This window comes from Granulicella sp. L60, assembly GCF_009765825.1.
Taxonomy (GTDB): domain Bacteria; phylum Acidobacteriota; class Terriglobia; order Terriglobales; family Acidobacteriaceae; genus Edaphobacter.
In genome coordinates this window covers 306,664-321,374 of record NZ_LMUR01000003.1, presented here as the reverse complement: position 1 = coordinate 321,374, position 14,711 = coordinate 306,664, and the positions used below count along the sequence as shown (strand labels likewise).

Annotated in this window: 14 protein-coding genes and 1 pseudogene; 6 read left to right on the top strand and 9 right to left on the bottom strand. The window is 52.1% G+C overall.

The genetic code is table 11. The features are described from left to right. Positions 1–32 precede the first annotated feature (32 nt). Positions 33–626: a tautomerase family protein gene (locus GSQ82_RS02155; protein ID WP_254061360.1), complete on the bottom strand. Its 594-nt coding sequence runs from the start codon at positions 624–626 to the stop codon at positions 33–35. 501 nt (positions 627–1,127) lie between these two features. Between GSQ82_RS02155 and GSQ82_RS02150 the strand changes: the two genes are divergently transcribed. Both GSQ82_RS02150 and GSQ82_RS25505 read left to right on the top strand, forming a co-directional pair. Further along, on the top strand, positions 1,128–1,994 hold the full coding sequence (locus GSQ82_RS02150) for a LysR family transcriptional regulator (RefSeq protein ID WP_158790351.1): 867 nt from the start codon (positions 1,128–1,130) through the stop codon (positions 1,992–1,994). Positions 1,995–2,278: 284 nt separating this feature from the next. Next, entirely contained in the window at positions 2,279–2,893 is a 615-nt protein-coding gene (locus tag GSQ82_RS25505; protein WP_158790350.1) for a sigma-70 family RNA polymerase sigma factor, read from the top strand. On the opposite strand, the gene GSQ82_RS02140 is transcribed toward GSQ82_RS25505, so the two are convergent. The 4 genes from GSQ82_RS02140 to GSQ82_RS02125 form a co-directional block, all read right to left on the bottom strand. Then, positions 2,815–3,816: a fumarylacetoacetate hydrolase family protein gene (locus tag GSQ82_RS02140; RefSeq protein ID WP_158790349.1), complete on the bottom strand. Its 1,002-nt coding sequence runs from the start codon at positions 3,814–3,816 to the stop codon at positions 2,815–2,817. The genes GSQ82_RS25505 and GSQ82_RS02140 overlap by 79 nt on opposite strands. 30 nt (positions 3,817–3,846) lie before the next feature. Beyond that, positions 3,847–5,217: a nucleotide disphospho-sugar-binding domain-containing protein gene (locus tag GSQ82_RS02135; RefSeq protein ID WP_158790348.1), complete on the bottom strand. Its 1,371-nt coding sequence runs from the start codon at positions 5,215–5,217 to the stop codon at positions 3,847–3,849. A gap of 330 nt (positions 5,218–5,547) precedes the next feature. Next, positions 5,548–6,027 carry a universal stress protein gene (locus GSQ82_RS02130; RefSeq protein ID WP_158790347.1) on the bottom strand — a complete coding sequence of 160 codons (480 nt, stop codon included), beginning with the start codon at positions 6,025–6,027 and terminating at the stop codon, positions 5,548–5,550. 173 nt (positions 6,028–6,200) lie between these two features. Then, positions 6,201–6,587 (bottom strand): nuclear transport factor 2 family protein, encoded by a 387-nt coding sequence (locus GSQ82_RS02125; RefSeq protein WP_158790346.1) that lies wholly within the window; start codon positions 6,585–6,587, stop codon positions 6,201–6,203. A gap of 225 nt (positions 6,588–6,812) precedes the next feature. On the opposite strand from GSQ82_RS02125, the gene GSQ82_RS02120 reads away from it, so the two are divergent. Further along, on the top strand, positions 6,813–7,679 hold the full coding sequence (locus GSQ82_RS02120) for a LysR family transcriptional regulator (RefSeq protein ID WP_158790345.1): 867 nt from the start codon (positions 6,813–6,815) through the stop codon (positions 7,677–7,679). A 587-nt stretch (positions 7,680–8,266) separates the two neighbouring features. Here GSQ82_RS02120 and GSQ82_RS25500 read toward each other — a convergent pair. From GSQ82_RS25500 to GSQ82_RS02105, 3 genes and pseudogenes are all read right to left on the bottom strand, one after another. Beyond that, a pseudogene (locus GSQ82_RS25500) lies at positions 8,267–8,869 on the bottom strand (M13-type metalloendopeptidase); the annotation flags it as partial. 104 nt (positions 8,870–8,973) lie between these two features. Beyond that, entirely contained in the window at positions 8,974–10,293 is a 1,320-nt protein-coding gene (locus tag GSQ82_RS02110; protein WP_158790344.1) for a M13 family metallopeptidase N-terminal domain-containing protein, read from the bottom strand. Between the two features lie 475 nt (positions 10,294–10,768). Next, positions 10,769–11,335 carry a TetR/AcrR family transcriptional regulator gene (locus GSQ82_RS02105; protein WP_158790343.1) on the bottom strand — a complete coding sequence of 189 codons (567 nt, stop codon included), beginning with the start codon at positions 11,333–11,335 and terminating at the stop codon, positions 10,769–10,771. Positions 11,336–11,507: 172 nt separating this feature from the next. On the opposite strand from GSQ82_RS02105, the gene GSQ82_RS02100 reads away from it, so the two are divergent. The 3 genes from GSQ82_RS02100 (at position 11,508) to GSQ82_RS02090 (ending at position 13,815) form a co-directional block, all read left to right on the top strand. Further along, the gene (locus GSQ82_RS02100; protein ID WP_158790342.1) at positions 11,508–12,290 is read left to right on the top strand and encodes an SDR family oxidoreductase; all 783 of its coding nucleotides are present in this window, start codon (positions 11,508–11,510) and stop codon (positions 12,288–12,290) included. A 21-nt stretch (positions 12,291–12,311) separates the two neighbouring features. Next, on the top strand, positions 12,312–12,659 hold the full coding sequence (locus GSQ82_RS02095; protein ID WP_158790341.1) for a hypothetical protein: 348 nt from the start codon (positions 12,312–12,314) through the stop codon (positions 12,657–12,659). 418 nt (positions 12,660–13,077) lie between these two features. Further along, positions 13,078–13,815 (top strand): ZIP family metal transporter, encoded by a 738-nt coding sequence (locus tag GSQ82_RS02090; protein ID WP_254061359.1) that lies wholly within the window; start codon positions 13,078–13,080, stop codon positions 13,813–13,815. Between the two features lie 55 nt (positions 13,816–13,870). Here GSQ82_RS02090 and GSQ82_RS02085 read toward each other — a convergent pair whose 3' ends face one another. Further along, positions 13,871–14,635, bottom strand: coding sequence for a helix-turn-helix transcriptional regulator (locus GSQ82_RS02085; protein ID WP_216846985.1), 765 nt, complete (start codon positions 14,633–14,635; stop codon positions 13,871–13,873). Positions 14,636–14,711 lie beyond the last annotated feature (76 nt).

Genomic DNA, 14,711 nt, shown 5'->3' with positions numbered 1-14,711 from the left:
CACACCCCAGAACGTTACGAAGTGTCACTCGGTTACGAAACGGTTGTGACGTATTGAGCCTCACCGTTGCCGAACGACCAATTTTCCTTCGGCACCTCGACAAGGTTTATGAATGCGTCCTCCTTGCGCAGTTTGACCTCTTCGTGGAGGCGATCTACGAGTGTCTTGTAGAAGCTTTGCTTTAGCTCGACGGATCTTCCACTAAGCAATGTGATCTGAAAGAAAATGCAGGCGTCAGATCTGTGGATTCCCAGGTAATTGCGGTCGAAAGGCAGTCCACCTTTCGGATGTTCCGTGATGACATGAAAGTGATCGTGTTCCGGGACTTTAAGCACGTCTACCAGGGTCTGGTAAACGATCTCGCCGACCTTCGTGCGATACGCTTCTGACGTTCCTTCGATTAAATCGATGCGGACTAAAGGCACATCTCCTCCTAGGGAAACGATGGGTTGTGGGTCATGATTTGCCGAGGCCGGTGTTCCTTCTCGACTGTGGTGAGCCAACGCTGCGGACTTCTTTATAAACCAGAAGACCACCGACGCCAGGAGTGCCCCACAGAACGAGCGGCGACCAAAGAGTGAAAAGGATCTGCCAGCCGGAAGTTCACCGCGATTATTGGTATTCAAGGACTCTCCATATCTGCATCGCAGAGGTAGGGTTGCGCAATTGCTATTGTTGATTCCAGGTTCGCCAGCGCGCGTCGCGGGAGTTACGAGTTGGCACCTAATTTTAAAAGCGCCCTATTTGGTTAGACTGTTCTATTCGGCTTGATGCTCGATAGAACTTTCGACAGGTTTTGATAAGCATTGCTTATCGCTGATCGCGACGCCGTGCTACTTTGGAGGTGTGCATACATCTCTGGTCGGCGGGAGGATTCAGAAGTATTATCTAGGACTGGGACCCCACCCTTCGGCGCTGCAAAACAAAGAACGAGAGAATCTGCCCAACATCGTCTTGTGAGAGATTGAGACGGGGGCTCCACGAACGAGCCTCATCGCGACAACGTTCGGCAATGACCTCCCGTCCCGTTATTGGATTGTTAGACTCCCGCCGTCCGGTCATATTTCGGCGATTTCGAAAACCAAGGATCACAGCTTCCCTGTTGGAGCACGGATCCGAGAGACAAGATGATTGAGAACCGACACCTACGATATTTCACAGTGCTGGCTCGAACGCTTCATATGACGCGGGCCGCGGAACAGTTGTATCTTGCACAGCCCGCCTTGACCCAGAACATTCAGCAATTGGAGGAAGAGTTAGGGACTACGCTGATTCAGAGAACGGGACGCAAGCTGTCGCTCACGGCGGCTGGAGAAGTTTTCCTCCAGGAGGCAGAGAATAGTCTTCAACAGTTCGAACTAGCGAAACTCGCTGCTCAGAGAGCAGGCAGAGGAGAACTAGGACACGTCTCTGTCGGCTTCAATAGCACAGCCGGCATCCAGCTGATCCCAGAAGTTGTAACCGTCTTCAAAAACAGGTACCCAGATGTAAACATTCGGATGAGGGAGATGGGAATGGATGCTCAGCTCGGCGCGTTGCGTTCAGGACAGATTGACGTCGCGATTACCTACGCTCTGCCGGACGAGGAGTTTTGCGCAAGACAGCTCCCCCCTGAACAGCTATTGCTTGCGTTGAATGCCGGTCACCCCCTGGCCGACCGGGAAGTTATTTCGCTGAGCGAGCTAACCGACGAGCTTCTGATCGTTCCTGCTATGTACGTCGCTGCAAGCCTTTCGAATGCAATGCTGGCGCTGTGCAAGAACGCTGGATTCGAACCGCGCAATATCCAAGAGGTAACGACTTGGCCAGCGGCCCTCGGGCTTGTCGCGTTCGGTTACGGCGTCCTGCTGATCCCGGCAACCGTAAGTATTCTCGCTCGACCGGGTGTTGTGATGAAAAAGCTGGCAGATGCTCACAGTGAAATCGGGTTATCACTTCTATGGAAGCGCGGAGACATTTCTCCGGTAGTCGGCAATTTTATGGCCCTCATCTAACGCCGACATCATAAGTAATCCGAATCAAAACTCCTCTTAAACAGTATTGGCATTCTGGGCAAGCTAACGCCATGCTCTATGTCTGGAGGCCAGTAGATAAAGCGCGCTCAACAGGGCCTGCATAGCCGTCGTTATAAGCGAGTTAGGTGGCTTCGAGAACTGGTCATGAACGGAGCCTCGAGAGATCGCGATCACACGTCAATTTTGTTACGACATACAGCAAGTCTTAGCCGTTTACTCTCTCACTGACCATGATAAGAGGAGGGTCAAGGAAGGCATGAATTATGGAGCTAACTCGCGCCAACACTGAGCTATCTCAAATGAGTTCAGAGCCGATGTGCGCAGACGCCTCGTTAGTGTTCGCAGCAAAATCGGGTGATAATGAGGCGTTCTCGCAATTGTGCGAACACAACTCAAAACGCGTGCTTTTGACGATCCTTCGGATCACCAAGAATCTCGAGGATGCAGAGGATGCCTTTCAGGACGCCACTCTTCGGGCTTTTCGACGGCTCGATTCCTTCGACGGGAGATCAAGCTTCTCAACATGGTTCACCAGAATTGGTATCAACTCAGCTTTAATGATTCTGCGCAAAAGAAAGCGGCACTTCGCTGTTTCCCTTGAAGAGCTGAATACCAATGAGGCGGGAGAGCCCATGGTCGAACTTTCAGATACCTCTCCAAATCCCGAAGAACTCTACGCCACTCGGGAGCGAAATCAGCGGCTCCGGGGAGCGATCAATGGGCTCCCGGCAAGTCACCGCTCCATCGTTGAGATGCACTTCATTCGGGGACATTCGGTACGAGATATCGCCTCAGCCAATCAGATTTCCGTTTCAGCAACAAAGTCTCGCCTGTCCCGAAGCAAACCTCGACTTCTCGCTCTGCTCCGACGGGCATGAGAGACACCTCGTCCGTGCTCCTCTCTCTTGTTAGAGGTTTGCAGGTCAGCGTGTTCGCCGCCAAGTGATTCTGAAAGGAATTTGTTTCGCAATGAACCGATACCTTCAATCTTGATTGTCACGGTATCCCCATGCCTGAGCCAGCGTTGTGGGTTGTGCCGAAATCCACATCCTGCAGGCGTACCAGTGCTGATAATGTCTCCTGGCTCCAGGGTTATGCTGTTCGAGAGATACGCTATCAGCTCAGGAATCTTGAAGATCAGACGACGGGTATTTGAATTCTGCATCACCACCCCGTCAATCGCCAAACTGATATTTAGCACGTGGGGATCAGGGATCTCATTCTTGCATACGATCGCCGGGCCCACCGGCGCGAACGTATCGAAGTTCTTACCCTTGTTCCATGGGGAGTTCGCAAGTTCGGGATCTCTTGCGCTGATATCGTTGACGATCGTATAGCCGAAGACATATTCCTGCCAGTCTTTTGCAGCAACCCGTTTACAGGTTTTACCGATGACAATAGCCAACTCAGCCTCGTAATCCGGCTGTTTGGTCATCGATGGGATGATGACGTTGGCACCGTGGCCGACGATCGCACTTGGAAACTTAGTGAAGATTTCAGGAACTGCCGTTCTGTTGAGTCCCACCTCAGATGCCCGATCGCGATAGTTGGCGCCAATGCAAAGGAATTTGCCTGGTCTCGGCAAGGGCGGAAGCAGTGCGACCTCCGAACGGGCAACCATCTCTCTTGTCGAGACCATGTTCGCCCATTCCGAGGCATTTTTCCAGGCCTTTTCACCTGCCACGACGAAGGCGAGTGCACCTCCATATCCGAGATTATCGAGTGGGAAGATATGTCTAAAGGATGCGGAAAGAAGCCCAGCGAAGATCTTAGAATTATGGGAATAAGTTACTAATCGCACATTTGTTCCTTTGGACAACGAGATCTTTTCTTAGCAGTCAAAAGTAGTTCCCTCTCCTTCGGTAGCGGAGCTGTAGTTGTGCAAAGCCAGGTGAGTTCTGGAGCGAGCGTTCACACAGGGGATCTTCCCTGTGCATATCGAACCTTCAAGGTCGAAGGCGTGTACGAGCAGATTGGCAGCTTTATCCAGTCCCCGTGCCTCCGCTATTGCCTCCTTCATGCGTACGGCGTTGATGCGGTACTCCGGGTTGTTCAACACCTCGTCTATCAATGACCGGAGAATAAGCGAAGTTATTTCCTGCGCCGGTATGAAGACTCCGGTTTTTGTATATGCGATCCTTGCCGCAACCCCCGGCTGATCGTGCATCCGCGGAATTGCAACAACAGGAACCCCATGGGCCAGGCTTTCGAGAACGGAGTTCAGCTGGCCGTGGGCTATGCAGAGTGCAGACCGTCGAAGAAGAGCAGATTGAGGCGCCTGTCGCACCACGATTGCATTCGCAGGCAGTGATTCGATCTTTTCAACTTCCAGCGTCAGTCCGATGCATAGAACAAGTTGCAGACCCTCGCGATCGCCAACCGCTTTTGCGATTAGGTTGAAGATGTGCTCGGCATCCTTTTGCATTGACCCCATGCAGCCGTAGATAAGAGGATCTCCGGTCAAACTTTCCCACGGGAATTCAGTTTCCGAACTGGACAAGCCGTCATCAAAGGGACCGGTGTAATGGAACTGCTGAGGTAGATGAGTGCTCTTAAAATCGAATTCAAGTCGTGTTTGTGATATCCAGGCAAGCTTGGATATGGTCACCCACGGATCACTCCAGTCCAGATCCATGCCCGCCGCTTCAGCATAACGCTGCACTACGGCCTTCGCTGGTTCAAATACCTTAGCGAGTGACTTGAGGGCCCCGCGATTCCTTTCGACTGCCTCAATAGTTGATTCGTGACCCCAGCTAAAAATGGACAATGGCGTAATACCTGAAAAATCATAGTGAAGATCGGTCGACACATGCACATATGGCATCCCAAGGTGCATCGGCACAAGTCCTAGACCGATGAGAGCAGTGTCCAGGACAACACCTGTTGCCGCAGATTCCTTCAGTACCCGAGGCAGATCTGTCATAGCAGCATCTAGGGTTTGAGAATATGTCCGAACGCTGAAATTCAGCATCTCTGCCCCTTCGAGGTGTCTCAATTCATTGATCACTTTGTCGCTCGTGCCTAACGAGCATTGTTCCTGGCAAAATGGGATGAAAGAAAGACCAGCTGCTCGAACCATCATCTCCGCATCGACTACGGATATGAACGCTACATTTTGACCTCGCTCCTGTAGCTTGCGAGCAAGGGTAATCATGGGAGGAAGATAGTCTGGCAGCTTAAGCCCAACAAACGCAATTTTCACGGTGTTTTCCGAGTGTCGTTGGAAATCCTGTCCTTAGTTGCTATTGCAGCGTCAATAGCCGCTATTGAGATTAGACAGGTTTAATAACGCTTCGGATCGATAGGATATTGCGAGGCAAACGATAGCCTCTACTTATCAATCGTGGGTGTTCGGTGTGAATAAGCGCGGCTTATCAAAGCCGATTCCATCCACTCCACAGACATTTGCTCCTCGGTGCGCTGGCGACATTCACAATGCCGACTTTCCATCTCAAAGAATCCAGTGTGAAATTCTTAAGTTGAGGGATGGAAACATTTGATACCAGTTCCAATGTGCAGATTTTTCGTTGTGTCATGGCTCTGGAATCACGATCACAGTGGACACCGGCGAGGCTATGTCTGCGTTCACCGCCAGCACAGGGCATGGACTCTCCTGCGCGATTTGGTGGAGAGTGCCGCTTATTGGCCCGAACGTTCCATGCTTTCTGAGGCCGATGACGAGTAGATCAGCCTTTTGAAGCCGAGCAATTCCGATGATGCCTGAAACCTCAATATCGCTTTTGATCACGCCTCTGACTGAGAGGCCTCGGTCGCGAGCTACCTTAACTGCTGCCCAGAGTTCTGCTTGCAGGTCCTCAGCTGCTGCTTCGATCAGCGTGCCTGGAAGATCGGGGAAGGTCATGGCTGCGAAATTGGCATAAAACGGAGGCGGCTTCACTACGCTGGCGATAATTAGCTCGGACTTGAGGGAGGCTGCCAGCTCGATGGCTACGTTCAAAGCGTTGCTCGCCTCCAGAGATTTGTCGTAGGCCACCATGATGTTGTGAAACACAGATTCCACCCTTTCGGTTAGTGCAACTCCCGATCGAGCTTCGGCACAGATCTAGTGCTCGAAGTGCCCGGAAGAATTGCGATGAGCTTATGACTAAGCGGCCCGAACACTGGGGGATGGTGCTGACTGGGTCGCGTGACCGACTTTCGGTCTCTTTAGCGGACACGGTCAGGTTAGCTGTTGAAATAGGTATTCACCATAGGGACGTCATGGAGGAGAGTGTTGAGTCTTTGGATCTTGCCATCACGAAGTAGCATGACCGTCGTTAAATGCATATCGAGTACCCGTCCGTTTTTGGTTCCTGTATTGTGCAAGATAAGACCGACGTCCTTATACCCGAACACGACGTGCTCAAGTCGAACATTGACCTCGAATGCCTGAAGGGTGTTGGCGCGCTCCAATATGGCGTCCACGCCATATGCCTCGCCGGATATCACATTGTCACCCGGCAGACTCCAAACGACATCTTCAGTTGTTATGGACTGGAGTAAGTGTCGGTCTCCAGCTTTCACACCGGCAACAAAACCCAGCGCCAGTTCCCTTCTTGCTACTTCATTCATCGCTTCCATCCCTCGCTTGCAAATCGCCCACCCAGATGAGTTACGGGCTGAACTACCTACCAGTTTTAGATTGGAAGATTTCGCACTAGGCTCGATAGGATCTATGGCGGTATTTGATAAGTGCTACCTATCGCTGAACGCAGATGTGCAAATCAAATAACCAACGCGGCCTTTTGGGGGCATTCGTCATCGAAGGATCACTATGCACCGAGCTTGGGAGAACCAATGATCGAAAATCGCCATCTACGCTACTTTGTTGTTCTTGCGAAGACGCTCCATATGCGGCAGGCCGCCGCCCATTTACAGATTTCCCAGCCTACTCTCACGCAAAACATGCAGCAATTGGAAAAAGAGCTAGGCACGATGCTCATACGTCGATCAGGACGTAACCTTACATTGACAGATGCGGGAATCGCGTTCCAGATAAAGGCGGCGCTTAGCCTCGAGCAGTTCGAATTCGCCAAGACAGCGGCCCGGAAGGCTGGATTACCTCCGGTTGGACAGGTCATTGTTGGCTTCAGCAGCTCGGCAGGTCTCCAGTTCATTCCCCAATTCGTGAAGAGAGCTCGTGCCATGTTCCCAGATGTCGCGATCCAGCTAAGAGAGCTGGGGATGGAACCGCAGCTAGCGGCTCTTCGAAGCGGTGAGATTAACGTCGCGGTAGCCTACGCACCTCCAAGCGATGAATTTCAGAGCCGTGAACTTAAACCTGAACAGTTGGTCATCGCCCTCCACACTCAACATTCGCTGGCGAACCAAAAGATCATCTCCGTTGGCGAGTTGACGGAGGAAACGCTCATCATCCCGACGAGATACGCTGCCGCAACATTGACCGACGCCATCCTTGCGGAATGCTCAAGTACTGGGTTTAGACCTCACTCGACCCAAGAGCTTTCGACCTATCAATCGGCCCTTGGCATGGTTTCGGCTGGTCTCGGAGTGTCGCTAATGCCGGCTTCAGTACAGGTGCTACAACGGGAGGGCGTAGCTATTCGCCCTATTCTGAGCGCATGTAATGGAGTTCGATTGTCGGTACTCTGGAGAAAAAACGAAGTTTCTAGTAATGTAAAGCATTTGCTTTCTGTCATTTAGCGTCGGACACGAAAGAGGTTTGGGTCAGGCTGGGCTGGAGTGATAGTCTACCAGATGTGTATACATCGAACAAGCCTGGAAGTATTCCCTGCGCCTGCACCACCGTGAAGAAGCTGTCCCGCATCCTGGGGCGCAATTACGACGCCGCGCTCGCGGATTCCGGAATCAGCATAACCCAGTTGGCCGTTATGCGGTGTATCTCTCGTCGAGTGGGAGAGCCATTGGCGAGAGTTGCTCACGAACTTGAGTTGGAAAAGACCTCCCTTTACAGAGCGCTTACACCGATGATCCGAGACGGTTGGATCGTACTTGCGGACGGACCAGCACCTGGGACGAAGACTGCCAAGATTACAAAAAAGGGAGATCGACTTCTGGCCCGTGCTGGCTCGGGCTGGGATGATCTTCAAACTCGAATCATCAGCAGCTTTGGCTCCAAAGAATACACTGCGTTTATGCAAGAGCTCAATCGGCTTGCGGATTGTGTCGAGCAGACCTCGGACCCCGCACTCAGCTGATGTCAATTCGTTCGGCAATCTGAGCGGACCTGGAACGATCGGCAAGAATACGCGTCCAGACCTCGCGATTTGCTACCAAACGCTACAGACATTGACAGGCATCATAGGCTGGCCCTGTCGGCAGCCGAATGTTTTGCCTAACTCCGGCATATTTTGCAGAGCTCCGTTCCCACGAAATCGATCGGGCGTATGGGGATCAGTCTGGACCAATATCCTCTCGTATTCTGGACGGGCTGTTCCGCACCAATCCTGACCGAATGCCAAGAAGAACGTTTGTATCGGTGTATAGCCGTCAGTTTCTCGGCTCAGATCGACATGCTTCCGTCTCGCATTGGCCAGCATCGCCATGTAGGCCAAACGGAGCCCACCGTTGTCTGCGGCGTTCTCACCCAGTGTTAGTTCGCCGTTTACATGCGCGTCCCCATCTACGGTGAATGCGCTATATTCCTTCACCTCACAGCTCGACCTCTGTTGGAATTGGTTCGCATCCTCAGTAGTCCACCAGTCTGCAAAATTACCATTTCCGTCAAACTTGCGGCCCTGATCATCGAAGCCATGAGTCAACTCGTGACCGATGATTGAGCCGATGTGCCCGAAGTTTACTGCGTCGGGAGAATTCGGGTCATAGAAAGGAGGTTGCAGAATTCCGGCCGGGAAATTGATGTCATTCGTCGCAGGAGTGTAATAACACCAACGACTGCGGGAGGCATGATGAACTCTCCATGATCCACGGGCTGGCCTACTTTGGTTAGCTCCCTGCGCTGTTCAAATCGGGTCGCTCAGAGCGAATTGCCCAGTGCATCATCGCGTCGAATCTCCACTGTTGAATAGTCCAGCCACCTCTCTGGATAGCCAATTTTGTTGGCCAATAAGTTCAACTTCTCTTTCGCCCGCAATTTCGTTTGCGGACTCATCCAGTCCAGTTGATCGATATCGTCGGTCATCGCAGCTTCTATGTCATGAACCATCTGCAGTGTCGCCGCTTTGCTTGATGCCGGAAACTCCTGGGCGACATACACCTGCCCAACCGCATCGCCCAGATTGTAAATCGTATTTCGAACGCAACGCCTCCACCTTGGGGATTGCTCTGGTTGCCCTCGCAGGAGTCGACTATCGAAATCAAAGATTTCGCCGTCCAAGGGTTTGGGCAGGTTAACACCAGGCAAAGAGGAGAGCAATTGCCACTTGAGATAGGCCTTGATTGATCTCAGGCTGGTCCTGGCTAGAATGACGTTGAACCGTTTGAAGAAACTCGGAATTGCTACGTTGACTTCGGACACGTTGGGAATTCCGTCCTGATCTATAAAGGCCCTCCAACGAAATTCTGATGCAAGCGTCTGAAGTTGTCGAATTGACATTGGATGATAGACATTCATTGGATCGCGCCTCGCGGTGACGTCGAGGGACGCACCGGCCCAAGCACTCTCAATCAACAGAACATTACGCGCATCGATCTTGCTTTCGGAATCCGACTCACCTGAAAGCGCTAGTGTTTTCGCGATGTGGGTTTCGTAGAGTTGAAGTATCCGCTTGTCCTTTTCGCCTTCACGCAGGTAATAGGCGCGCTCAGGCAGCCCCAGGCCACCTTGGTCAAACACGAGGATCTGTTTGCGCGCGTCCTTTAGGTCTTGGCTGACCCGCGACTCGAAAAAAGCGCTGACTTCAAGTAGCCGATAATGTGCCAGGAGAGATGCTAAGTCCGGCTTCCGTTGCAGCCTCCGAATTCGATCCAGTTCTGTCTTAAGAGACCTCAGGCCACGCGCGTTAATCGTCTGCACATCGAGACAGGCTGCATAGTAATCACCAATCTTTTGCTCATTGTCATCACGCTCCGTCCCTCCTTTGCTGGCTTTCTCCAACATCGCGTGTACAGAATAAGAAACATAATCGCTAACGACATCGAAGGTTCCATAGCTTGACTCGTCGGCCGGGATAGGGTGAATCTTTGCGAAGTTGCCACATGCGTATTTCGTGAAATCGACGCAGGGGTCCGCGGTTGCGTCAATCAGACGAAGATCGACACCGGGAAGTCTCGCAGGTGGCTTCTCAAGAGCAATTTGCGGATAAATGCCTAGTTGAGCCAGCAGGGCCAGAATCAAAGCAGCGATTGACTACTTTAGAATTCTCATTCGTTCATCCAAGGATCATTTCGTATTGTTGTTCTATGTGGAGACCTTAACGTGAAAGACCAAACCTGGCTTTTCTGAGATCTCATCTGAGATAGCTTGCAGTGTGGCGACTGACTCGCTAACCACTCCAGAAAGCGGCCAGGTTTTCCAATCTCCGCATCGTAGATCGCTCCTCAAAACGCAACTTCTAGGCCATCTCCATGCGGACAGACATTGCTCCCCGATCGGATTCATGTGTCACGGAAGAGATGACTCTCATTAATCAGGATTTTGGATGTTGTGATTCACGCTCTGTATCTCTCTCGCCCACCCGAAATATCTGACGACAAGAGATAGGAAAAAGGATTACGTGCCCGCTGCACTGTGGCCAATACTCTTTAACGTGAGTTTTGATAAGGCGAACTTATAACATGGCGAAATGCCGACAACACGATGCGTAAGCCAGTTAAATCCGCGGGCGGATGCCCACAATGATTTGCTGGACAATCTCGACAACCAAACGATCGATGGGGACGCCATCGCATTCTCCGTTTGTACAGATCGCAATCAATCCCTCGGCCGCCGCAAACACTGCTAATGCGAGACGCAGGGGATCTCCCTGGACAACGGCTCCAGTGGATTGACCGTCCACGATCGTCAAGGGACCAGCTGACAACGCCCGATTACTCGCTTCGATCAGAGCAGGAGGTGCGTCTGATTTATGTTTGGCTGCCACCATGAGACGAAGCAGGGCTGAGTGTTTCATGGCCCAACGGACGTAGGTACGCGCAAGTTTGGTCATTCTCAGATCGAATTCCTCGGTTCGATCCGAAACAGCCCGATTGAGGGTCGCTCCCAACCTTTCAAATCCCTCTAGAGCTAAAGCATCCAGAAGAGCTTGCTTGTTCGCGAAGTGCCGCCGCGGAGCTGTGTAGCTTACACCCAAGCTGCGGCTGAGTTCCCTCAACGAAAGACCTTCGCTATCGCCCAATGCCAGTGCCGACTCGGCGGCTTGAAGAAGAGCGGCGCGCAAGTCTCCGTGATGATAGGGGCGTTTCGTGTCAGTCACCTGACTAGTGTTACATCTCCAATATCTCGTTCACAACCACGCCGCTCAATGTGCCTGTTGACAACATTGTTGTCGACAGGCACATTGGTAAGAACAGCACACGCCCGTTTCTTCAGGCGGGGGAGAAACGGCACACATGAAACTTTCTGATAATACGGTTCTCATTACAGGGGCAACCTCCGGTATCGGACTGGAGTTGGCGCTTCAACTCATGGCGCTAAGCAATACCGTCATTGTCACCGGGAGGAACGAGGTCAAGCTTCAAAAGATCGCAGCTCAGTACCCTTTTCTGCACACCATCCAGAGCGATGTCAGCGATCCAAAGGCAATTGCGACTCTCTATCAGACTGTGGTTGAACGGTTTCCGGGACTTAATATTTTGATCAACAACGCGGGCATTATGCGGAAGATTAACCTCCAGGGCGAGGGGAGTGATCTTAACGATATTGGTTTGGAGATCGAGACGAATCTCTTAGGACCGATACGCATGGTGAAGCAGTTCCTGCCCATATTAAGTGCCCAACCCAGCGCTGCTATTGTGAACGTATCCTCCGGACTAGCCTTCAGCCCTTTTCCAATTTCACCGATCTACTGCGCTACGAAAGCAGGGATTCATTCTTTTACGCAATCTCTGCGAGTTCAGCTCAAGAACAGCAAAATCAAAGTATTTGAGTTAGCGCCGCCTGCAACGGACACGCCGTTGCAGAGCGCGTTTACGGCGGCGGACCTCAAGGTAGCTCCCATGATGGAGTTGAAGAAAATGGTCGCTGCAGCAATCAACGGATTGCGAAAAGATCGCCTAGAGATCCTTCCAGGCCTAAGCAAGGTTTTGCGGGCTGGTTCGAGGATAGCGCCCAACCTCATGATCAAAATGGCGAGTGGCCCCGTCGACGCGATGCTGTCAGAGACAAACGTCTAACGGAACGAAGGAAGGCCTTTCATGGCGATCAAAGTTCTAAGCGCCGCATTGATTTGCTTGACAGTGATTCTCTCCCTGAAGCATGGATTGGGAATGCTGCGTTCATCCTCTGAAGAAAGGGCATTGGCGGAAGATTTGCGGCTGAGCCGTACGGCCCAACTGGCTCTTGCCTGGCTTATATTGGGTTCTGCGGTATTGATTCTCTTCCCTGCGACTTTTGTCGCGGGAAACCTGCTGGGAGCTACCCTCATTCTCGTCGTAACAGTATTGCAGTTACGAGTTCGCGACATTAGGGGCGCGCTTATAGAAATCCCATTCTTGCTGCTTCCCTTTCTCATGATTTATCTGCAGCATCCCCTCAGAAGATAGAGCGGATCTGTTTCCTGACAAATCAAGATCACTATTGGCTATCTTGCGTGGACGCAAATCCTCTGCCCCCTATCGGTCTTAGGCTGATGCTCATTGTCGTTGATAGTTCTCCGCGACGCTAAACGACGAATCGAGTGGCATGACGCCGTACTTGCTCCGTTCGTTTGCTGCGAGGATTCTTTAGGCCCGGTGGGCCGGGGATAGACGTCCACGAGAGTACCTAAGAACACTCCTGGACTATTCCCCGAATCGTGGCCTTGCCGTCACGATCCGGCGAGACTGGCCAGAAGCGACCCGATTTGCGAGCGAAATCGAGACTGGATGAGCAACCCTATCAGGTAGCCGTTGAACCAAACACCAGTCGTAAGGTAAATCGAGTAATATTGAGATCAATTTATCATTAGAAAGAAGCTGCGCTTTGTCCTTTCCTGGTCTGCTTTTAATTGTTCCCGTAATTTCTACTCTTGCAGGCGGACTCGTAGCTGTTCGTTTTCGTCACTTCACAACGATGCTGCTCGCGAGCGGAGCCGGATTGTTACTAGGTGCCGCCTTTCTTGATCTCTTACCAGAGGCAATCACTCTTGGAGCTTCTGCGGGGATCTCGGCCGCTAACGTCCTGACACTCACTTTGATTTCGTTGTTGCTCTTCTTCGGAATCGAAAATTTCCTGGATTCAATGAGTGCTGAGCAAGGAGACCAGAACTCGCAGAAAGTTGTCGGACGTATCGCTGGCAGCATGCTCATCTTTCACAGCTTCCGTGATGGCATGGCGATAGGAGCATCTTATGTTGCCTCGCATCCCGCGGGTTATGCCGTGGCACTCGGCGTTGCAGCCCACGACCTGGGAGACGGAATGAACACGATCCTGTTGACCACTCGTGGAGAAAAGCCGACGAAGGGAGATTATCTCCTCCTGGGTCTGGACGCGATCGCTCCGCTACTTGGAGGCCTCGCTGCGATGTGGTGGTTCTCTTCTCTTAAGAACTCGGTCTTGCTATTGGCTCTCGCGGCGGGGTTCTTCATCCAGATGGCAGCAAGCGATTTCCTGCCAGAGATACGTCACTGCAAGGGTTCTCGCAGATTTCTTCTACCGCTTGTCGCTCTTGGAGTAGTTGTTATTTATGCCGCCAACTCATTGATTGGTCATTGGCAATGATAAGAAGGGCGAACGCTCCACGCGTTCGCCCTTCTCTGGAGCACATTCGCTACGCCTAGATTGCGAGCTGAATGGGACCGTGGTTGTCACAGTGATCTTCATGTGGATGATGCAGATGCCCATCAACCACATAATCAATGTGATCGCCATGTGGAACCGCTTCGTGTCCGCAATCCTCGCCATGCTTGTGCTCGGTGCCATGTGATCCGCAATCGTGTCCTTTGGTGCAGTTAGCGGGATTTGCGGAATTGACGTCGAGTTTGTGCTCATCGATATGACCATCGTGAGGCGAGTGCAGATGTCCGTCGTGCAGATAGTCCGTGTGGTCGTTATGGATGACCTCTGTGTGACCGCAATTTTTGCCGTGCTGATGAGGATGGTTCTCGTGGGTCTCGTGCTGATTCCACATTGATCTATTTCCTTTGAAGAGCGCCAGCAGGCGCGAGTTAGATGTTGCAGGGACAGTTGATGGCTGTTCCGAAGCATAGGCCAGACTGTTGAAGACCAGGTCGAGAACGTGCTGGTCGGCCAAATAGTACAAAATGTGTTTGCCGTCGCGCCGCCGACCGACAATATTGTCTGCGCGGAGAACTCGAAGGCGTTGTGAGATCACCGTGATCGACTCACCCTCGAGCTCAGCCAACTCCGTGACACAGGCTTCCCCTTGTGCAAGCCTTGCCAGAAGCCGAATCCTCGCGGGCTCCCCGAGGGCGCGAAAGATTCTGGCAGTTCGCTCGATGGCGGGTTCTCCAACAGGAATATGGAGCCTCTGGGATCCGTGGCTTTCGGTGGAACATGCGGGCTTTGGTTCGATCTTCACAAAACGAATATAGCAATACCTGCACACTTGCGCAAGTGTTGCTATGTCCAATATTTACTGAGACCTACGGCCTCGA

Bases quoted from the DNA above. Each gene is read 5' to 3' on its own strand.
- GSQ82_RS25505 (WP_158790350.1), top strand. From the start codon at position 2,279: ATGGAGCTAACTCGCGCCAACACTGAGCTATCTCAAATGAGTTCAGAG.
- GSQ82_RS02120 (WP_158790345.1), top strand. From the start codon at position 6,813: ATGATCGAAAATCGCCATCTACGCTACTTTGTTGTTCTTGCGAAGACG.
- GSQ82_RS02095 (WP_158790341.1), top strand. From the start codon at position 12,312: ATGGCGATCAAAGTTCTAAGCGCCGCATTGATTTGCTTGACAGTGATT.
- GSQ82_RS02100 (WP_158790342.1), top strand. From the start codon at position 11,508: ATGAAACTTTCTGATAATACGGTTCTCATTACAGGGGCAACCTCCGGT.
- GSQ82_RS02125 (WP_158790346.1), bottom strand. From the start codon at position 6,587: ATGAATGAAGTAGCAAGAAGGGAACTGGCGCTGGGTTTTGTTGCCGGT.
- GSQ82_RS02150 (WP_158790351.1), top strand. From the start codon at position 1,128: ATGATTGAGAACCGACACCTACGATATTTCACAGTGCTGGCTCGAACG.